The organism is Azorhizobium sp. AG788, from assembly GCF_943371865.1.
Taxonomy (GTDB): Bacteria; Pseudomonadota; Alphaproteobacteria; order Rhizobiales; family Xanthobacteraceae; genus Azorhizobium.
This window is the reverse complement of the sequence record NZ_CALRWL010000011.1, coordinates 107,596-126,131: the sequence shown is the minus strand read 5'-3', so window position 1 is coordinate 126,131 and position 18,536 is coordinate 107,596. Positions and strand designations below refer to the sequence as shown.

The 18,536-nt window shown below is 65.1% G+C and carries 17 protein-coding genes and 1 tRNA gene; 8 read left to right on the top strand and 10 right to left on the bottom strand.

Going from position 1 to position 18,536, the window contains the following annotated elements; translation table 11 throughout:
• Positions 1-833, bottom strand: an 833-nt coding sequence (locus tag AAG816_RS09285) for a LysR substrate-binding domain-containing protein (RefSeq protein WP_341989320.1), incomplete at its 3' end; no start/stop codon positions are given.
• A 292-nt stretch (positions 834-1,125) separates the two neighbouring features.
• Between AAG816_RS09285 and AAG816_RS09280 the strand changes: the two genes are divergently transcribed.
• From AAG816_RS09280 to AAG816_RS09265, 4 genes are read left to right on the top strand one after another with little or no spacing between them, the layout of a single operon-like run.
• Positions 1,126-3,069, top strand: coding sequence for a TonB-dependent siderophore receptor (locus AAG816_RS09280; RefSeq protein ID WP_341989319.1), 1,944 nt, complete (start codon positions 1,126-1,128; stop codon positions 3,067-3,069).
• 34 nt (positions 3,070-3,103) lie between these two features.
• Positions 3,104-3,976 (top strand): iron-siderophore ABC transporter substrate-binding protein, encoded by an 873-nt coding sequence (locus tag AAG816_RS09275; protein ID WP_341989318.1) that lies wholly within the window; start codon positions 3,104-3,106, stop codon positions 3,974-3,976.
• Positions 3,973-5,946, top strand: a complete 1,974-nt coding sequence (gene fhuB / locus AAG816_RS09270; RefSeq protein WP_341989317.1) for a Fe(3+)-hydroxamate ABC transporter permease FhuB — start codon at positions 3,973-3,975, stop codon at positions 5,944-5,946. Before AAG816_RS09275 ends, fhuB begins: the two co-directional genes overlap by 4 nt.
• On the top strand, positions 5,943-6,653 hold the full coding sequence (locus AAG816_RS09265; protein WP_341989316.1) for a siderophore-interacting protein: 711 nt from the start codon (positions 5,943-5,945) through the stop codon (positions 6,651-6,653). The genes fhuB and AAG816_RS09265 overlap by 4 nt, the downstream gene beginning before the upstream one ends.
• 135 nt (positions 6,654-6,788) lie before the next feature.
• Here AAG816_RS09265 and AAG816_RS09260 read toward each other — a convergent pair whose 3' ends face one another.
• The 6 genes from AAG816_RS09260 to AAG816_RS09235 form a co-directional block, all read right to left on the bottom strand.
• On the bottom strand, positions 6,789-7,784 hold the full coding sequence (locus AAG816_RS09260) for an asparaginase (RefSeq protein ID WP_341989315.1): 996 nt from the start codon (positions 7,782-7,784) through the stop codon (positions 6,789-6,791).
• Positions 7,774-8,745, bottom strand: coding sequence for a polysaccharide deacetylase family protein (locus AAG816_RS09255; protein WP_341989314.1), 972 nt, complete (start codon positions 8,743-8,745; stop codon positions 7,774-7,776). Before AAG816_RS09255 ends, AAG816_RS09260 begins: the two co-directional genes overlap by 11 nt.
• Positions 8,721-9,209, bottom strand: a complete 489-nt coding sequence (locus AAG816_RS09250; protein WP_341989326.1) for an ureidoglycolate lyase — start codon at positions 9,207-9,209, stop codon at positions 8,721-8,723. Before AAG816_RS09250 ends, AAG816_RS09255 begins: the two co-directional genes overlap by 25 nt.
• Positions 9,210-9,238: 29 nt before the next feature.
• A complete protein-coding gene (locus AAG816_RS09245; RefSeq protein ID WP_341989313.1) occupies positions 9,239-10,534 on the bottom strand; it encodes a TRAP transporter large permease subunit in 1,296 nt (431 codons plus the stop codon).
• Positions 10,534-11,142 carry a TRAP transporter small permease gene (locus AAG816_RS09240; protein ID WP_341989312.1) on the bottom strand — a complete coding sequence of 203 codons (609 nt, stop codon included), beginning with the start codon at positions 11,140-11,142 and terminating at the stop codon, positions 10,534-10,536. Before AAG816_RS09240 ends, AAG816_RS09245 begins: the two co-directional genes overlap by 1 nt.
• Positions 11,143-11,330: 188 nt before the next feature.
• Positions 11,331-12,380, bottom strand: a complete 1,050-nt coding sequence (locus tag AAG816_RS09235; RefSeq protein ID WP_341989311.1) for a TRAP transporter substrate-binding protein — start codon at positions 12,378-12,380, stop codon at positions 11,331-11,333.
• Between the two features lie 129 nt (positions 12,381-12,509).
• On the opposite strand from AAG816_RS09235, the gene AAG816_RS09230 reads away from it, so the two are divergent.
• Positions 12,510-13,409, top strand: a complete 900-nt coding sequence (locus AAG816_RS09230) for a LysR substrate-binding domain-containing protein (RefSeq protein WP_341989310.1) — start codon at positions 12,510-12,512, stop codon at positions 13,407-13,409.
• A 277-nt stretch (positions 13,410-13,686) separates the two neighbouring features.
• Here the strand turns inward: AAG816_RS09230 and AAG816_RS09225 are convergent.
• A tRNA-Gly gene (locus AAG816_RS09225) sits at positions 13,687-13,761 on the bottom strand.
• A gap of 267 nt (positions 13,762-14,028) precedes the next feature.
• The gene (locus AAG816_RS09220; RefSeq protein ID WP_341989309.1) at positions 14,029-14,526 is read right to left on the bottom strand and encodes a cupin domain-containing protein; all 498 of its coding nucleotides are present in this window, start codon (positions 14,524-14,526) and stop codon (positions 14,029-14,031) included.
• Positions 14,527-14,711: 185 nt separating this feature from the next.
• On the opposite strand from AAG816_RS09220, the gene ettA reads away from it, so the two are divergent.
• The 3 genes from ettA to AAG816_RS09205 all read left to right on the top strand — a co-directional run bounded on the left by ettA (position 14,712) and on the right by AAG816_RS09205 (position 17,657).
• A complete protein-coding gene (ettA, locus tag AAG816_RS09215) occupies positions 14,712-16,367 on the top strand; it encodes an energy-dependent translational throttle protein EttA (protein ID WP_341989308.1) in 1,656 nt (551 codons plus the stop codon).
• Positions 16,368-16,428: 61 nt separating this feature from the next.
• Positions 16,429-17,202, top strand: a complete 774-nt coding sequence (gene tam, locus AAG816_RS09210; RefSeq protein ID WP_341989307.1) for a trans-aconitate 2-methyltransferase — start codon at positions 16,429-16,431, stop codon at positions 17,200-17,202.
• Positions 17,203-17,333: 131 nt separating this feature from the next.
• Positions 17,334-17,657 carry a hypothetical protein gene (locus AAG816_RS09205; protein ID WP_341989306.1) on the top strand — a complete coding sequence of 108 codons (324 nt, stop codon included), beginning with the start codon at positions 17,334-17,336 and terminating at the stop codon, positions 17,655-17,657.
• Positions 17,658-17,748: 91 nt separating this feature from the next.
• On the opposite strand, the gene AAG816_RS09200 is transcribed toward AAG816_RS09205, so the two are convergent.
• Complete coding sequence (locus tag AAG816_RS09200) at positions 17,749-18,528, bottom strand: MetQ/NlpA family ABC transporter substrate-binding protein (RefSeq protein WP_341989305.1); 780 nt, start codon at positions 18,526-18,528, stop codon at positions 17,749-17,751.
• Positions 18,529-18,536 lie beyond the last annotated feature (8 nt).

Sequence of the window (18,536 nt, the reverse complement as noted above, 5' to 3'; positions counted from 1 at the left end):
GGAACCAGCGCTATTCCCAGGCCGACGGCGACCATGCTGGCAATGGTCGTGAAGTCCCTGCCGGTCGGCCTGATCGTGGGGCTGATGCCCGCTTCCTCGCAGGCGGTGGTCGTGTTGCGTCGAAAGCCAACGTCGGGAGCCTGGCGGGGGGTGATGAAATCGCGGTCGGCGAGATCCGCCAGATCGACCGCTCCAGTGCCCGCGTGGGGGTCGTCGGCGGGAAGGGCAACCACCAACCGTTCCTTCAATATGACGCGCGTCACGACATTGGGTGGCAGTGGCGAGGGCGGCCGAATGAAGCCGAAGTCAAGCCGCCCTTCCGAGATCCGGGAGAGCTGCTCGCCCATTTCCATTTCGGTCAGCTGCAGTTCGACGTCCGGATGGGCCTTGCGGAAACTCGAGATCGAACGTGTGAGCACGCCGGCGTAGGCGACGGAGGCGACGTAGCCAATCGAGATGCGCCCCGTCTCGCCGCGCCCCACCTTGGTCACGGCAACAAGCGCCGACTCTGCTGCATCGAGTGTCTTGCGCGCCTCCTCAAGGAAGACTTCTCCGGCGAGCGTCAGCTTCATCAAGCGTTGGGTCCGATCGAGCAAGGGAGTCTTCACGATCTCCTCGAGCTTCATGATCTGCTGGCTGAGTCCTGGTTGAGCGATCCCAAGGCGTTCCGCGGCGCGGGCAAAATTCTGCTCTTCCGCCAAAATGACGAAATACCGCAAGTGGCGAATTTCGAAGGTTTCCGGTGCCTTTGGGCTGGAAGTTCGTCTCATGATCTCATGGGAGGCCAGATTGGAATTATAATAATCAACAATTATGAACGTTGGTTTGATCATAAGCGCCGCTTATGAAATTAGCGAGGTCGGCTTATTGGATCGAAAGGGACCGTTGCGGCTATCTTTGCTCACCGTCAAAATAAGTTGATCGATTCATGTGATGCGAAGTTCTTTTCATTGTCGTGCCTCCTGTGTTTTGGCTGCCTCCGTCGTATTCGCGGGTATTTCGTCAGCATCTGCGGAAGACGTCGCTGAAATACAGCTTAATACGATTAGCGTGCAGGGCGCGGGGCAGACGCCCACCGGGCCGGTCAATGGCCTCGTGGCCGAGCGCTCCTCGACGGCGACAAAGATGAACACGCCGATCGTCGAGACTGCGCAGAGCATTTCGGTCATCACGGCGGATCAGATCCGGCAGCAAAACGCTCTCTCGCTGAACGAGGCGTTACGCTATACGGCGGGCGTGATCCCGGAGAGCCGGGGGGCCATTTCGACACGCTTCGACCTGTTCAAGATCCGGGGCTTCGACGCGGCGACCTATCTGAACGGTCTGCGTCTCATGAAGATGAACTTCGTCTCGCCACAGGTCGATCCCTACCTCCTTCAGCGGGTCGATGTCCTCAAGGGGCCGACTTCCGTGTTGTACGGTCAGGCGCCGACCGGAGGCATGGTCAATCAGATCATGAAGATGCCGCTGGACCGCCCCTATCACGAGGTGGGGGTTGATGTTGGCAACTTCGCCTATCGTCGCGCCGTGGCTGATCTTTCCGGTCCTGTCGACAAGGACGGCACGCTGCTCTACCGGCTGGCGGCTGTCGGCAGTGCCGGTGACGGCCAGATCTCGGACACATCTGCGCAGCGCTTCGCCGTCGCGCCGACGTTGACATGGAAGCCGAGCGGCCAGACCAGTCTGACGCTCACAGCCTTCTATCAGCGCGATCCGGAAGCAAACTCCTATGCCGGCGTGCCCTCGGTCGGCTCGGCCGTGTTCAATCCTTATGGCGTCATTGCCCGAAACTTCAACGTCGGCGAACCTGATGTCGAGCAGTTCGATCGCAATCAGGGGTCGCTCGGCTATCGGTTCGAGCATGTCTTCGACGATACGCTGGCCATCCGGGCAAATGGCCAGTGGTTCGGTACCGAGCTTGACTACGCCGGCGTTTATGGCCGCTCCCTTGCCGCCAACAACAGAACGCTGTTGCGCTCAGTCACCTATTCCCACGATGAACTCAGCTCATTCGCCTTCGACAATCAGATCGAGAAGAAGTTCGAGACCGGGCCGCTCCGCCACACGCTCCTCGTGGGTTTCGATGCGCAGGCTTATGATGGCTTCTACAATTCGGGCACCGGAACGGCGCCTTCAATCGATATCTTCAATCCGGTGTACGGCCAGACGGTGCTGATTCCGACCCTGCGCCGCACCGATGTGGACGGCACACAGTACGGCCTCTACGCCCAGGATCAGATCCGCTTCGGCAATTGGATCGCGACCCTGGCCGCCCGGCAGGATTGGGCGGAAAGCACGACCCGCAGCACCACAGCGCTGCAGAAGCAGAACGATTCCGCGCCGACCACCCGATTTGGCCTGCTCTACCATTTCGACAACGGACTTGCTCCCTACGTGAGCTATGCCGAATCCTTCACACCGATTGCCGGCACCAATTTCAATGGCGTGGCCTTCCAGCCGGAACAGGGAACGCAGTATGAGGCGGGCATTAAGTACCAGCCACCCGGCACCGATATCCTGATAACCGCGGCCTATTTCGATCTGACACGCCAAAACCTGACGACGTCGGACCTCGTCCATATCGGCTATTCGGTCCAGGTTGGCGCGGCGCGTTCGCGCGGTTTCGAGTTCGAGGCCAAGGCCCAGTTGCAGGACGGCTGGTCCGTCCTCGGTGCCTACACCCATCTCGACACGAAATACACGAGCGACAACAGTGGGCTCCAGGGGCTCGTTCCTGTCGGCGTTCCTGACGACATGGCCTCGTTCTGGGTGCATTACGACGTCCAGCCGGGCTCGCCCTTCTATGGTCTCGCTGGCGCCTTCGGCGTCCGCTATATCGGGCCAAGCTACAACACCAACAACACGATCGAGCTTCCCGACGTGACACTGTTCGACGCCGCCCTGTCGTACGATTTCGGAAAGAAATACGCCAATATCGATGGCCTGAGGTTGCAGCTTAACGCCAAGAACCTGATGGACGAAACCTATCTGGCCTCGTGCTACACGTCGACGACCTGCGCCTATGGCTACGGTCGAGCCGTGAGCGCGGGTCTCTACTACCGCTGGTGACGCGCGACTGCGGCCAGGAGATGGGATATGCGCTGTGAAGGGACTGACCCGCCGTACGCTCTGCACCGGCCTTGCCGCCTCCGTCGCGGGGGCCGTCGTGCGCGCCGGTGCCCGCGACCGATCCGCCGTCCGCGTTGCCGCGATCGATTGCGCGATGCTGGAGACGGCGCTCGCCATCGGATCAGAAGTCGTGGCCGCGGCGGAGTTGCGGCTGTATCGCCAGATGGTGGTGGAGCCGGCCCCGCCGCCGACCGTGGCCGATCTCGGCCTGCGTGGCAGCCTCAACTACGAGGCGCTCCTGCTTGCGACCCCGGACCTGATCCTCACCGCGCCCTGGTACGTGAAATACGAGGCCAATCTGAGCCGGATCGCGCCCACCCGCAGCTTTCGCATCGACCAGCGCGGGCGTTCGCCCTATCAGCCCGCCGTGGCGGCGGCACGGGAGTTGGGACGGCTGACCGGGCGAGAGGCGGCTGCGGAAAACCTCATCATCGCCGTGGCCGCGGAGATCGACGCGCAGAGGGAGCGGCTGGCCGCGCGGCAGGGCGAAGCCTTCTCCATCATCAATATCGGCGACCCTCGGCACTTCCGCGTGTTCGGCGCCGATAGCATGCACGGCCATGTGCTCGATCGCCTTGGCCTGCGCAATGCCTGGGCTGGGCAGACGCGGTATTCGGCGCAGGCACCAGTCGATCTCGTGTCGCTGGCGAGCGCGGGCGATGCGGGCATCATCATCGTCCAACCCATTCCATCCGATGCGCTGCGGGTGTTGCCCGAAAGCCCGCTCTGGAACGCCCTGCCTGCGGTTGCGGGAGGCCGGGTCCATGTGATCGACCCGGTCAACCCGTTTGGCGGGTTGCCGACCGCGCGCCGCTTCGCGCGCCTGGTGGGCAACGCCCTCGCATGACATCCGACGCCATCTCCCCGCACCGCCCCATCATGCTGGTGTGCCTGCTCCTCGCCTTGCTGTCGCTCGCTTTGTTCGGCTGGTCACTACGGGAGGTCTTTTCAGCGGATGGTTCCATCGCAGCCATGGACCCTTCCGGTCGGTTCTCCAGCCTCATCGCGCTGCACAGCCTCGCTCCGCGTTATGTGGTCGGGCTCCTGGCGGGGGGCGCTCTTGGGCTGGCCGGGGCACTGCTGCAGATCGTGTTGCGCAACACGCTCGCCGACCCCTCGAGCCTCGGCGTTGCCGCCGGCGCGCATCTCGCCATTGTCGCTGCGACGGCCTTCGCGCCGGACCTCGGGGGCGTTCCGCGCGAGAGCATCGCCTTCGCCGGCGGGCTCGTCGCGGTGCTCCTCGTCCTTGGCCTGTCTTGGCGACGCGCCTTCGAGCCCGCGACCGTGGTGGTGGCTGGCATGATGGTGGGGCTGCTCTGTGCGTCGCTGGCCGCGACCATCATCCTCTACAGTGGCCAATACCTGACCTCACTGTTCCTCTGGGGCGGCGGCTCGCTCGCGCAGCAGACCTGGAAGCCAGCGCTTGATCTTGCGGTACGCCTCGTCCTGGCCTTGGCGGTTTCGGCGCTGTTTCTGCGTGCCCTCACCCTTCTGGCGCTCGACGATCGCGGGGCTCGCGCGCTCGGCCTGCGGGTTTCGGTGACACGGTTCATCGTCCTCATGCTGGCGGTGGCGCTGTCGGCGGCGGTCGTGTCCCAGGTCGGCGTGATTGGCTTCGTCGGCCTTGCGGCCCCCAATCTTGCGCGGCTCATGGGGGCCCGGACGGCGCGCCTCGTCCTCCTGACGTCGCCACTCCTGGGGGCCCTGATCCTCAGCGCGACGGACGGCCTCGTGCAGGCGATGGATCGCGCGAGCCGCTTCGACATGCCGACCGGCGCGGTCACCGCCTTATTCGCCGGCCCGGTTCTGCTCTGGTTGTCCGGCCGGTTGCGTCTGGCGCGTCCGGATTTGCGGGAGGAGGGAGCGACGGCTTCCGCGCGCAGGCGGCTATGCCCGGCCCTTCTCGGCGGCCTCGCCGTCATTGCCGCGCTGGCGTTATTGGTTGGACGGGGCGAGGGCCACATCGGGTTCGAGCCCTTCTCCACCGTTGCCGCGCTGCTGCCCTGGCGTGCGCCGAGGCTGGTCGCGGCCATGGCCGGCGGCGCCATGCTCGCCACGGCAGGCTGCCTCCTCCAGCGCATGACCTCGAACCCGCTCGCCAGTCCGGAAGTGCTGGGGGTGAGTTCCGCGGCGATCCTGGCAATGGCGATCTGCGTCTTTGCCGCCCCCACCCTGGGCCTTGCGGGACAGATCGCCGGCGCCACGCTGGGCGCGATCCTCGGCTTCGCCGTCCTGATCGTCGCCGCGCGCCGAGGCGCCTTCGAGGGCAATCGCATGCTGCTCGGCGGCGTCGCGCTCGGCGCCTTCTGCAGCGCCGCATTGACCATCCTGATGACGCGTGGCGGCATGGAGGCGGGGATGATCCTGGCTTGGCTCACCGGCGCGACGGCGCATGTCGATCCGGCGATTGCCATGGTGACGGCGGTTCTCGCCGTCACGCTCATCATCCCCGTCTTGGTGGTTTCGCGATGGCTCGACCTGCTGTCCCTCGGGGGGGAAATGCCGGCGGCACTTGGCCTCGGCATGAGGCGCGCGCGATTGCTTCTTGTCACTCTGGCAGCGTTGCTGACAGGCGCTGCATCGCTGACCCTTGGACCGGTGAGCTTCGTGGGCCTGATGGCGCCGCACATCGCGCGCCATGTCGGTGCTGCCGATGCACGGAGCCTGCTGGTGACCTCCGCAATTCTCGGGGCACTACTGATGGGCCTCGCCGATCTCGCCTCACGGCTCGCCTTCTACCCCTACCAGATGCCGATCGGCCTGTTCGCCTCGCTCTTCGGCACGCCCTATCTTCTTTGGATGCTGGCCAAACGATGACGGTTGAATCTCCCCGTATCGTGGTTGCCGGTGACGATGGCCCCGTGTGGCGGGCGATGAAGGTGGTGCGCGTCGCAGACCTCTCGCCACGCATCCGCCGCATCACCCTGAGCGGCGATGATCTCGCCCCTTTCGATACCCTGGGGCAACTGCATGTCCGATTATCGATCGGCGAGGGTGGCAGCCGGGCGACGCGCCTCTACACGATCCGCCGGATCGATGTGGTGGGTGGCGAGATGGACATCGACTTCTTTCTCCACGACCGGCCGGGGCCGGCAGGAGACTGGGCAGCGCGGGCGCGCCCTGGCGTTGCATGCGAGATCACCGGTCCCGTGGGGCGACCAGTGCTCGCGGCCGATTGGTACATTTTCGCGGGGGACGAGACGGCACTGCCGGCGATTGCGCGGATCCTCGAAGCACTGCCGGCTTCGGCGGCCGGTGTCGCAGTGCTGTGCGTGGGGACGCGGGAGGAGCGGATCGGCTTCTCCCACCCTCCGGGGGTTCTTGTTCGCTGGGTTTTTCCCTCTGGCGGAGAGACCGTCGGGGACCGGCTTTTCGCCACGGTCGCGGCCCTCGTGCCCCCAACGGGCGTCACTGTCTTTGCCTGGGCAGGCGCAGATGCCACCTGCATCCGCCGCCTGAAGGCGCATTGGCACATGCCCGGGACCAGCCCCTTGGCATGCCTTGCCGTGGCCTATTGGCGATAGCGGCGCCTCTCCCATTCCACGCGGCACCGAGCGGCGGCGGAAAAGGTATCCGAACCGCGGCCCGAAAGCCTCGGGCAGCGCTTCAAACCACCGCCGGAGCGAACGCGACACTGGATAGAAGTTGGGGGCAACGTCTCAGCCCAAAGCGGAGAACCGCTCATGCATCGCCGCGTGTTTCAGCCGCGCATGCAGGCATAGCATCAGGAGAATGCGCCCCTTCTGCGGATTTAGGCCCAGTCCGGCGAGCCAGCCCTTCTCCCGAAGTGCCAGACGCGCGGCGACACGGCCGTGCAGCGCACGGCTGGACTGGACAATGACGACGCCCTCACGATGCGCATCTTCCAGCGCCGTGGCCTCGGCGGGCGTCGGGATGCCAGGCGCGAAGCCGGCCGAGACGATCCCGCGCGCGCCGGCGGCGACCGCAGCCCGGGTCGCGGTTCCGTCCGCGCCCGCGTAGGAATAAACGATGTGAACGGCGGGCAGATCGGCGTCTTCTGCGTCCAGGCCGAAGGTTGGTGGTCTGTTGCCGGGGCCACGAAGGATGACGCGGTCGCCATCCACCGTGCCCAGAGGGCCGGTCTCCGGCGACTGGAAGGTCTGGAGACGATAGGTGGAGGTCTTCACCACCTGTGCCGCAGAGTGGATCTCGTCATTCAGCACCACGAGAACGCCCCGCCCGCGCGCCTCCGGTGCACAGGCCACGCGAACGGCGGCAATGAGATTGGCGGGCCCATCGGACCCCACGGCGCTCGCCGGGCGCTGCGCCCCGGTCAGCACCACCGGAATGTCCAGATCCAGCGTCAGATGCAGGAAGAAGGCGGTTTCCTCCAGCGTGCCGGTGCCGTGGGTGATGACAATACCCTGCGCGCCCTCCTCCGCCAGCGCCAGCACGTCGCGGCGCAACTGCAGCCATTCCGGCGGCCCGATGGCGGATGAACTGACCCGACTGAAGTCCTGCACCTTGAAGCGGGCGAAGCGCGTCGCATCGGGCACGCGCTCCAGCAACTCGCGGGCACTGATCTTCCGCCCGTGCTCGGGATAGTCGATCACGTCCAGCGGATCGTCCGCGAGCGAGCCGATGGTGCCGCCGCAGCCGATGAAGCCGATGACCGGCCGCGCATCAGCCGGCATCGGTCGGCGCCGGGTGGTGGGCATGCCAATGGCGGGCGATGTCGATCCTGCGGCACACCCAAGCGTCCGGATGACTCTGCACATAATCAAGGAAGCGCGCCACGCCGGCGGCGCGGCCGGCATGACCGGCAAGGCGCATGTGCAGGCCCACCGACATCATCTTCGGCTGGGTTGCGCCTTCGGCGTACAGCACATCGAACGTGTCGCGCAGATAGTCGAAGAAATCACCGCTGGTGGCGATGGCGCCACGGGCGAACTTCGCGTCATTGTTGGCCAGGCTGTACGGGATGACCAGGTGCGGCTGGCCGGACACGCGCGTCCAGTAGGGCAGATCGTCCGCATAGGAGTCGGAATCGTAGAGAAAGCCGCCATGCTCCACCACGAGCCGGCGCGTATGCTCGGTGGGCGCGTAGCGGCAGTACCAGCCAGCCGGCTGTTGGCCCGTGAGGCGGGCGATGGTCGCGGCGGCGGCTGCGATGTCCGCGCGCTCGGCGTCGGGTGTCAGTGTCTGATGGCGGATCCAGCGGCGACCGTGGCTGCACACGTCGAAATCGGCGTCCGCAATGGCCGTCACCATGTGCGGATTGCGTTCCAGCGCCAGCGCGCAGGCGAAGACGGTGGCCGGCATATTGCGCTCGCGCAGCATCCGCATCAGCCGCCACACACCGGCGCGACTGCCGTATTCGAACATGGACTCCGCGCCCAGATCGCGGCCAGCGAAAGCGCCGCCGCCACCCTCGGTGAGCCCGCCTTCAGTCACACCGTCGCCATCGGCGAAGGAGGGCTCTGAGCCCTCCTCGTAATTGAGCACGATATTGACGGCGATGCGCGCATCGCCCGGCCAGCGGGGATGCGGCGGATTGGGGCCGTAGCCGATAAAGTCGCGTTCCATCGTCCAAATCCCCTTTCCGCTCCCCGACAAGCCGGAGAGCGGCCTCAGCCGGCAGCGGCCAAATCCCATTCCACTTCCACGCGCCGATCCGCGACCGAGACGATGCAGTCATCCTCGCGCCCGGTCACGCCGATCATGACCACCACCTCGTTCGGGCCATCCAGCGCCGTGAAGCCGAAGTGCCACACGTTCGGATGATAGGTCACGCCCTGCCCCGGCGCCGTCACGAAGGGACGCAGGTTATCAAGGTCGGGCGTCCCGTCGGGCAGGCTGTGGGTCACCGCCACGAAGAAGCGCGCGGCATGCAGCGGGATCAGCGTCTGGAAGGAGTGCGGGTGGCGCTCCACCTGGTCAATCAGGATGGGGGCGGCCGGCGCGGGATGCAGGATGCGGTTGATCCACATGGTCGGCCGAGCCGCCGGGTCGGTCGTTTCGAACGCACGCTCCACAAAATGCCGGCGCCCGTCGCCCACATGGGTCAGCACTTCACCATAAGGCGCAAAGCTTTCTGCCATCAGCGGTTCCGCTTTCATTGTTATTGTGGCGGACAACATCTTCCTCCTCACTTGAACACTTGATTGGGCAGCCAGAGAGCGATGCCGGGGAATTCGATCAGCAGGGCGACGAAGATCAGCATGGCGACCACGAACGGCAGCACGCCGATGAAGACGTCATTGATGCTGCCTTTGACCGGCCGCAGGTTCTGCACCACGTACAGGTTGAGGCCGACCGGCGGGCTGATGATCGCCAGCTCCATCATCACCGTGATGAAGATGCCGAACCACACCGGGTCGAAGCCGAGGCTCACCACCAGCGGCGTGACGATGCCCACGGTGGTCACCATCATGGCCATCGCCTCGATGAAGATGCCCAGCAGCAGATAGAACAGCACCAGCATCCAGATGGTCGTGGTGGCCGACCAGTTGAGGTCGCGGATGTATTCCGAGAGCTGCTGCGGCAGGCCGGTCAGGCTCAGCGAGAAGTTGAGGACGAAGGCGGTGGTAAGCACCAGCATGACCATGGCGGTGGTGCGCACCGAGGAGAGGAACGACTCATGCAGCATGGCCACCGTGAGGGTGCGGTTCGACGCCGCGATGATGAGCGCGCCGACGATGCCAACGGCCGCCGCCTCGGTGGGCGTGGCGAGGCCGGCATAGATGCTGCCCATGACCAGGGCGAACACGAACAGCACCGGCAGCAGGTCCAGCAGCATGCGCAGGCGCTTGGCTAGGCTGGGGAGCGGACCTTCCTCGCGGTGGCTATCGCCCCAGATCAGCGACACCACGACGATGATCGCGGACATGGTGATGGCCAGCGCCAAGCCCGGAATGACGCCGGCGATGAACAGCTTGCCCACGGAGACATTGGTCAGCGCCCCGTAGACGATCATATTGATGCTTGGGGGAATGAGGATTCCCAGCGTACCGCCGGCAGCGATGGAGCCGAGCACCATGCGCTCGTTGTAGCCGAGCTTTGCCATGGTGGGCTGGGCCACGGTGCCGATGGTGGCGGCGGTTGCCACCGTGGAGCCGGAGGTGGCGGCGAACAGGGCGGATGCGACGATATTGGTGTGCAGCAGGCCGCCGGGCAGCCAGCGCAGCCAGACTGACAGGCCCTTGTACATCAGTTCCGCCACGCCACTCCGGCTGAGCAACTCGCCGAGCAGGATGAACAGCGGAATGGCCACCAGAAGAAACTCGTTCATGGTGTTCCAGGTGAGGTTGCCGATCATCGACGGCAGCACGCCCATATCCAGCCAGTCGGCGAGATAGGCCGTGAAGAAGATGGCGGTCGCCACATGCAGGCCGGCCATCAGGAAGACCATGATGGCCCCGGTGAAGAGAAGACCCATAGCCATCAGAGTGCTTCCTTGGGGCTGGCAGCCAGACGGGCGCGCGCATCGGCGATCTCGGCCGCGACCTCGGTTTCGATGTCGTCCTGACCGAGCTTGTCCTCGATGCCGGCGAAATCGGCTTTCAGCAGGCGGGCCAACGCCCAGAGCAGGAGGAAGCCGATCACGAAGGCGAACCAGGCCAGGGCCAGCGCCCAGAGCGACTGGGGGATCCAGAGCGGCGTACGCAGTACGCTCGGGGTCAGCGCCCCCATTCTCCAGGATTCGTATGTGAGCAGGATGGCCTTGGAGGCGATGATCCACATCATCGCGAACAGCAGGCCGACGGCGACCACATCGAAGACCGCGCGTACGGGCTGCGGGAACAGGCGCGTCACCACATCGATGCGGACATGCGCTTTGTCGAGCACCGCCTTGGCGAAGCCGGCGGCAGAGACGATGGCCAGGAAGTAACCGCCGTACTCATCGACTCCCTGGAAGGAGAAATTGACGAATTTGCGCAGCAGGACGTTGACCACGATCCAGACGGACAGGCCGACGAGGCCCCAGCCGCCGGCGATGCAGAGCCAGTCGCTGATGCTCCGGATGCGCGCTTCGGTGTTTTGAAAAGACATGGGTTCGCCTTGCCCGCTCGCGCGCGGCTCTGGGGAGGGCCGGCCCCGCAGCGGGGCCGGCCGAAGTCATTAGAGCGTCTTCGAGCGAAGTGGATGCCGGTTCGCGTGAAGAAAGCCAGATAGAACAAATAGATAGAGAATTTCACCGGTTCAAGGAAACGGGGTAATGCTCTAGAAGAGATCGGCGATCAGAACTTGATGCCGGTGACGGCACCCACGGTCTTCGCCCAGTCCGCCTTGCAGGTGGGGTTGGCGGCCTCGCAGTCCTTCAGCCAGATCGGGATCACATTGTCCTTGAGGATGGTCTGGATCCGGCTTTTGTCGGCATCGGTCAGCTTGACCAGGGACATCTTGCCGAGCTTGCCGTCGCAGGGCTTCTCGCCGGTGTTACAGCGGATGCCGTCCTCATGGCCTTCCACAGCCATGGCCCACAGCTTCGTCTCCAGCTCCTTCATCTGAGCGGTCAACGTCGCCTGCTGGGCCGGCGTCAGCTTCTCCCAGAAGCCCTTGCGGGCCACGTGCAGCACCACGCCGGTGCCGCCGATGGGGGCGGTGTCGAGCGACTTGGTGACTTCGTACCAGCCATTGCTGTTGCCGTACTGGCTGCCGGTGACACCGCAATCCACCACGCCCTGCATCAGCGCCTGATAGACTTCCGGTCCCGCCAGAGTCACTGCCGCCCCGCCCAACTGCTTCACCAGCTCCGAGGAGAGATTGCCGGCGACCCGGACCTTCTGACCCTTCAGGTCGTCGAGGCTGGTCATGGCGTTCTTGCAGTAGAGGATCTGGAACGGGAAGGGCCACACCGCCAGCAGTTTGCCGCCGAACTTCTCGCTGAGGTTGGCTTCCATCACCGGGCGATAGGCGTCGACCACCTTGCGCTGCTCATCGAAGTCGAAGGCGACACCGGGGATGTCCACGCCCATCAGCACCGGCGCTTCACCACCGACGAAGCTGATCTGGAACGACACCACGTCGAACGCGCCGCTCTGGAGGGTGCGCAGGGACTCGAAGCCCTTGAGGCCGATCTCGTCCACGGTACGGAAGTTGGCGGAGAACTGGCCCTTGGTGGCCGCGTCGAGATTTTTCCAGAACGGGCGCTCCACGTCAGTGGACTGCTTCTGGTTTCCGTACCAGCCGAGAACGCGCATGTTCACGTCGGCAGCGGGTGCCGTCGCGATGGCGGCGGTCAGCATGAGCGAGGCGGCAAGCGCCGTGGAGGCAAGCCTGTTCAGCACGTCAGTTCCCCTGTGTCTGTTTTTTGCGCAGGTACATTGCCTGCGTTGAAAATGAGCATAGACAGAGGCTCGGATGGGTCGCAAGATAACCGACTATAAAGTTTGACCCCCTCTCTATAATCACCGGTTATGCTCAATGCCCGCCAGATCGAGATCTTTCGCGCCGTCATGCGCCACCAGACGACGGTGGGGGCGGCGCGCGACCTGCACGTCTCCCAGCCGGCCGTGAGCAACGCCATCCGGCATCTGGAGGACCAACTCGGCTTTCCGCTGTTCGACCGCACCGGCAACCGGCTGGTGGCGCGGGAGGAGGCCAAGCTGCTCTATCGCGAATCCGAGGGCATCTTCCTGCTGTCACGGGCGCTGAACCAGACGGTGGAAGACCTGAAGGCGGACCGTCGCGGCCATGTGCGCGTGGTGGCCACCCCGCAGCTCGGACACACCGTCCTGCCGGCGGCGCTGCAGGAGTTCCTGAAGGATCGGCCGAAGGTGAAGGCCTATATGGACATCAACCAGTCCTTCAACGTGCTGGAGAGCGTCGAGACAGCTGCCTGCGATTTCGGCCTAGCCATCGGGCTGGAGGAGGAACTGACCCATACGTTCGGGATGATCCCCCTTGGGGAGGCGGAGATGGTGTGCCTGCTGCCGGCCGGCCATCCTTTGGCGGACCTCGCCCGCATCGGTCCACGGGACATCATTGGCCATACACTCATCGGGCTGGACATCCGCAGCCGTCTGGGGCCGCTCGTGCGCGCTGCATTCCGCCAGGAGGCTGTGCCATATGCGACCGACATTGAGGTGCGCTTCTCGGAGACCGCGTGTCGCTTCGTGGAGGCTGGCGTCGGCCTGACAGTGGTGGACAGCCTGACTGCGCGTGGCATGGGAGATGCGGGGAGCAAAAGCCTGATCCGCCCCTTCGATCCCCCGACGCGGATTTCAGCCTCTGCCGTTCACCTGCGCTCGCGCCCGCTGTCGCGTGTCGCATCCCGCCTGATCGACTGCATTCGCAACCAAATGGCGGATCACTGAAGACATTAACGCCTGCTTTCGCTCGCATGCCCCCTGGCTGCAGCGCTCCCGTGGCGCACTCTCAGACATCGCTTTGATCGACGTTTAAGGGGGCTGAAAACACACCGCGCGCGGGTGACATCTGCTCCTGCGCGCTACAGCAGTCGCCACGCTAGGCTATCCAGCGACTTTTGTGCAGATGCTTCCGTGCTGCTTCCAGCGCCCGCAGCGTGGACATACGGAAGCAGAAAACGCCCCGAAGGGCGTTTGCTAACTATCAGATTTTATTGGGAAAATTTGGAGCGGGCGATGGGATTCGAACCCACGACCCCAACCTTGGCAAGGTTGTGCTCTACCCCTGAGCTACGCCCGCCTCCAATGCCGTCTGGGGGTGAACCCCGTCGGCGGTGCGTGTTCATGCCAAAACCCCACCGAGATTGCAACAGGCATTCGCGATTTCTCTCGGGGCAGGGGGCAAAACCCTTGTCCGGCAACAGATCTGCCTGTGGACAGCGGCGCGCCCCGGCGCCGGGGCGATCGGGCCACCGGTGGACGGCTCCGCCCCGCGCGTCCGAGCCGGGATTCGACTGGCCTGGGCACGTGCGCATCCGACCCCCGGGGGCGCGCCGGTGCCGCCGCCTCATGACGTGTGGATGGGGTCGATCCATTTCACCGTGGAGGGGGCCTCCACCGGCGTGATGTCCAGATTGACCACCACCGGCTCCTGCCCCGAGCGCACCAGCACGCATTCCAGCACCTCGTCCGGCGAGGCGTTGATTTCCTGGTGCGGCACATAGGGCGGCACATAGATGAAATCGCCCGGCCCGGCCTCGGCGGTGAATTCCAGATGGTCGCCCCAGCGCATGCGGGCGCGGCCCTTGACCACGAAGATCACGCTCTCCAGGTCGCCATGGTGATGGGCGCCGGTCTTGGCATCGGGGTGGATGTGCACCGTGCCGGCCCACAACTTCTCGGCGCCCGCGCGGGCGCGGTTGATGGCGGTGGCGCGGTTCATGCCGGGAGTCTGGGCGGTTTGCGGGTCGAGATTGTCGCCGGGCACCACTTTGACGCCGTGCTCCCGCCAATCGATGGCGCCGGGCGCCGGATGGGAATGATGGGGGTGATCGTGATCGTCCAAAGGTCTGACCTCCCGAATGGCGCGGGGTGAGCCGCGGTAGCCTCTTGCGTCCCGTGCCGGCGGGGGCGCGAGGCGGCTGCACGTTCAACCAAATGCGCCTTCGCCCAACCGCGCCTTGCCGCCCGCGACGGGGACGGCTAGAAACGGCGCCAAACTCACGCAGTCCTTCTCGGAGCCGGTGGCGCATGGCCTCCTATCAATACGCTTATCATATGCACAGCCTGACCAAGGCCTATCCCGGTGGGAAGAAGGTGCTGGACAATGTGCACCTGTCGTTCTTCCCCGACGCCAAGATCGGCGTGCTGGGCAACAACGGCTCGGGCAAGTCCACCTTGCTGCGCATCATGGCCGGCATGGACAAGGATTTCTCCGGCGAGGCGCGCCCGGCGGAAGGCATCCGGGTGGGCTATCTGCCCCAGGAGCCGCAGCTGGATCCCACCAAGTCCATCCGTGAAAACGTGATGGACGGCGTTGCGCCGCAGGTGGCGATCCTCACCCGCTACAATGACCTCGCCATGAATTATTCCGAGGAGACGGCGGACGAGATGACCCGCCTGCAGGACGAGATCGAGGCGCAGGGCCTGTGGGATCTCGACAGCAAGGTGGATCAGGCCATGGGCGCCCTGCGCTGCCCGCCGGATGATGCCGACGTCGCCTCGCTCTCCGGCGGCGAGCGCCGCCGCGTGGCGCTGTGCCGCCTGCTGCTGGAACAGCCGGAACTGCTGCTGCTGGACGAACCCACCAACCATCTGGATGCCGAGACCACGGCATGGCTGGAAGGGCATCTGCGCACTTATCCGGGCGCGATCCTGATCGTCACCCATGACCGCTACTTCCTGGACAATGTCACCGGCTGGATCCTGGAGCTGGATCGCGGCCGCGGCATTCCCTACGAGGGCAACTATTCGTCCTGGCTGGTGCAGAAGCAGAAGCGCCTGCAGCAGGAAGGCCGCGAGGATGAGAGCCGCGAGCGCGCCATCGCCCGCGAGCAGGAATGGATCGGCGCCTCGCCCAAGGCCCGCCAGGCCAAGAACAAGGCCCGTATCCAGCGCTATGAAGACCTGCTGGAGCGCGCCGCCAACCGGGTGCCCAGCGCTACCCAGATCGTCATTCCCGTGGCCGAGCGCCTGGGCCAGAATGTCATCGCCTTCGATCATCTGAGCAAGTCGTTCGGCGACCGCATGCTGATCGACGATCTGTCGTTCAAGCTGCCGCCCGGCGGCATCGTCGGCGTCATCGGGCCGAACGGCGCGGGCAAGACCACGCTGTTCCGCATGATCACCGGCCTGGAGACGCCGGACTCGGGCACCATCTCCGTGGGCGATTCGGTGAAGCTCGGTTACGTCGATCAGAGCCGCGATGCGCTCGATCCGAAGAAGACCGTTTGGGAGGAAATCTCCGGCGGCACCGACGTGATCTATGTGGGCAAGAAGGAAATCCCCTCCCGCGCTTATTGCGCGGCCTTCAACTTCAAGGGCGGCGACCAGCAGAAGAAGGTCGGCATGCTCTCGGGCGGCGAGCGCAACCGGGTGCATCTGGCCAAGGTGCTGCAGGAGGGCGGCAACGTGCTCCTCCTCGACGAGCCCACCAACGATCTGGACGTGGACACCCTGCGCGCCCTGGAAGAGGCGCTGGAAGATTATGCCGGCTGCGCCGTCATCATCTCCCATGATCGCTTCTTCCTGGATCGCATCGCCACCCACATGCTGTCGTTCGAAGGCGACAGCCACGTGGAGTGGTTCGAGGGCAACTTCGCCGATTACGAAGAAGACAAGAAGCGTCGCCTGGGCATTGATTCGACCATTCCCAAGCGGATTCAATATAAGAAGTTCTCGCGGTGAGCCGGGGCCGCCCGCGCGCAACGGCGCTCGGGCGGCCCCGATCCGCAGCAGGAGAGAGGCCATGGTTGCCGACTGGAATGCGCGCCTCTATCTGAAGTTCGAGGATGAACGCACCCGGCCGGCCCGAGACCTGGTGACCCAGATCCCGCTGGAAGCGGCCAAGCGCATCGTGGACCTGGGCTGCGGGCCGGGCAATTCCACCGAAATCCTGGCCGGACGCTATCCCGAGGCGGAGGCGATCGGCATCGATACCTCGCCGGACATGCTGGCCGTGGCGCGCAAGCGCATGCCGCACACCACCTTCATCGAGGCCGACGTGGCCAGCTACAGGCTGGATGAGCCGGCGGATGTGATCCTGGCCAATGCGGTGCTGCAATGGGTGCCGGACCATGCCGTCCTGTTTCCGCACCTCATCTCCCAACTGACCCCCGGCGGCGTGCTGGCGGTGCAGATGCCGGACAATCTCAATGAGCCCACCCATGTGGGCATGCGCGCGGTGGCGGCGCAGGGTCCTTGGGCCGACGCCCTGGCGGACGCGGCCAAGGCCCGCACCATCCTGCCGTCGTCCGCTTATTATTATGATCTGCTCAGCGTCCACGCGATGCAGGTGGACCTGTGGCGCACCACCTATCATCACCCGTTGGCCAGTCCGGCGGCGATCGTGGAATGGATGAAGGGCACCGGGCTGCGGCCATTCCTTGATCCTTTGGATGAGGCGCAGAAGCAGGACTTCCTGGCCGCCTACGAGGCGCGCCTGACGCAGGACTACCCGCCGCGGGCCGACGGCCGGGTGCTGCTGGCATTTCCGCGGCTGTTTCTGGTGGCCCGCCGCTGAAGGCCAATGGGCCGCTGGGGAAGGTGGCCAGGCGGTCAAAATTCATGCACGGCAAGGGTTCAGCTGTCGCTGCGACGACATAAAGCCTCTGTACACAATGGGGATTGCGCACCGCAACCAGGGTCGCTCCCATGTCCGGACCGCTCTCCTCCATGCCCGTTCACGGCCGTCATGAGCCGCTGAGCGAAGCCCTCGCGACACCAGGTGGCGAGGTTGTCCTCACCCTCAATCATTCCGTGGCGCTGGTGGTGTTCGACCTACTGGCGCGCATGGTCGATCATCAAGATGCCGAAGGCGTCCGCGAACTGCTGGATCATCCCGGCGAAGTGGCGGCGCTGTGGTCGCTGATGGCGGCGTTCGAGCAGGTGCTGAACGAGCCGCTGGAAGCGGACTATCGCCAGCTGATCATGTCCGCGCGGGACGATGTGGTGGCCCGCCTGGGCGCCGGCGCCTGACCACGGCGCTAGGCGCGGCGGCTCCCGCTTTGGGGGCGGTTTGCCGTCTTGAACGGAAGGGCGCGGCCGCCGCGGCCACGCCCCTGAGCACTCACCAGCTGGGCAGAACCGCGCCCTTGAAGGTGTCGAGGATGACCTGCTTCACCTCGGGGGACTGGTAGCTCTTCACCAGCACCGCCACCCACGGCTTGTCCTTGTCCTGGGTGCGCACGGCGATGACGTTCACATAGGGACCCTTGGGATTCTCGCGCAGGATCGGGTCCTTCACCGGGTCGAGGCCCGCTTCCTTGGCATAATTGGTGTTGATGCCGGCGGCGTCCACGTCGGGCAGCGAGCGCGGCAGCTGGGCGGCGTCGATCTCGACGATCTTCAGCTTCTTCGGATTGGCGGTGATGTCGGCGACGCTGGGCTTGAAGCCGACGCCGTCGCGCAGCTTGATGATGCCCTTGTCCTGGAGCAGCAGCAGCACGCGCCCGCCATTGGTGGGGTCGTTCGGGATGGCGATGGTGCCGCCCACGGGCACCTCGTCGAAGGTCTTGAACTTCTTGGAATAGATGCCGATGGGGAAGTTCACCGTGGTGCCCACGGAGACGATCTTGAACTTCCGGTCAGCCACCTGGTTGTCGAGATAGGGCTGGTGCTGGAAGGAGTTGGCCTGCAACTCGCCGGAATCCAGCGCCACGTTGGGCACCACATAGTCCGAGAATTCGGTGATCTGGATGTCGAGGCCCTGCTTGGCGGCGACGGGCTTCACCGCTTCCAGGATCTGGGCGTGGGGGCCGGGGGTGACGCCGATCTTGATGGTCTCGGCGCCGGCGGTGCCGGCGGCAAGGCTGAGGGCGAGGCCCACAGCGAGGGCACGAATGGACATGACGAGTC

What these genes read in the sequence shown, in the direction of transcription:
- AAG816_RS09280 (WP_341989319.1), top strand. Translation starts at nt 1,126, where the DNA reads ATGAACACGCCGATCGTCGAGACTGCGCAGAGCATTTCGGTCATCACG.
- fhuB (WP_341989317.1), top strand. Translation starts at nt 3,973, where the DNA reads ATGACATCCGACGCCATCTCCCCGCACCGCCCCATCATGCTGGTGTGC.
- AAG816_RS09265 (WP_341989316.1), top strand. Translation starts at nt 5,943, where the DNA reads ATGACGGTTGAATCTCCCCGTATCGTGGTTGCCGGTGACGATGGCCCC.
- AAG816_RS09260 (WP_341989315.1), bottom strand. Translation starts at nt 7,784, where the DNA reads ATGCCGGCTGATGCGCGGCCGGTCATCGGCTTCATCGGCTGCGGCGGC.
- AAG816_RS09255 (WP_341989314.1), bottom strand. Translation starts at nt 8,745, where the DNA reads ATGGGATTTGGCCGCTGCCGGCTGAGGCCGCTCTCCGGCTTGTCGGGG.
- AAG816_RS09250 (WP_341989326.1), bottom strand. Translation starts at nt 9,209, where the DNA reads ATGAAAGCGGAACCGCTGATGGCAGAAAGCTTTGCGCCTTATGGTGAA.
- AAG816_RS09245 (WP_341989313.1), bottom strand. Translation starts at nt 10,534, where the DNA reads ATGGCTATGGGTCTTCTCTTCACCGGGGCCATCATGGTCTTCCTGATG.
- AAG816_RS09240 (WP_341989312.1), bottom strand. Translation starts at nt 11,142, where the DNA reads ATGTCTTTTCAAAACACCGAAGCGCGCATCCGGAGCATCAGCGACTGG.
- AAG816_RS09230 (WP_341989310.1), top strand. Translation starts at nt 12,510, where the DNA reads ATGCTCAATGCCCGCCAGATCGAGATCTTTCGCGCCGTCATGCGCCAC.
- ettA (WP_341989308.1), top strand. Translation starts at nt 14,712, where the DNA reads ATGGCCTCCTATCAATACGCTTATCATATGCACAGCCTGACCAAGGCC.
- tam (WP_341989307.1), top strand. Translation starts at nt 16,429, where the DNA reads ATGGTTGCCGACTGGAATGCGCGCCTCTATCTGAAGTTCGAGGATGAA.
- AAG816_RS09205 (WP_341989306.1), top strand. Translation starts at nt 17,334, where the DNA reads ATGTCCGGACCGCTCTCCTCCATGCCCGTTCACGGCCGTCATGAGCCG.
- AAG816_RS09200 (WP_341989305.1), bottom strand. Translation starts at nt 18,528, where the DNA reads ATGTCCATTCGTGCCCTCGCTGTGGGCCTCGCCCTCAGCCTTGCCGCC.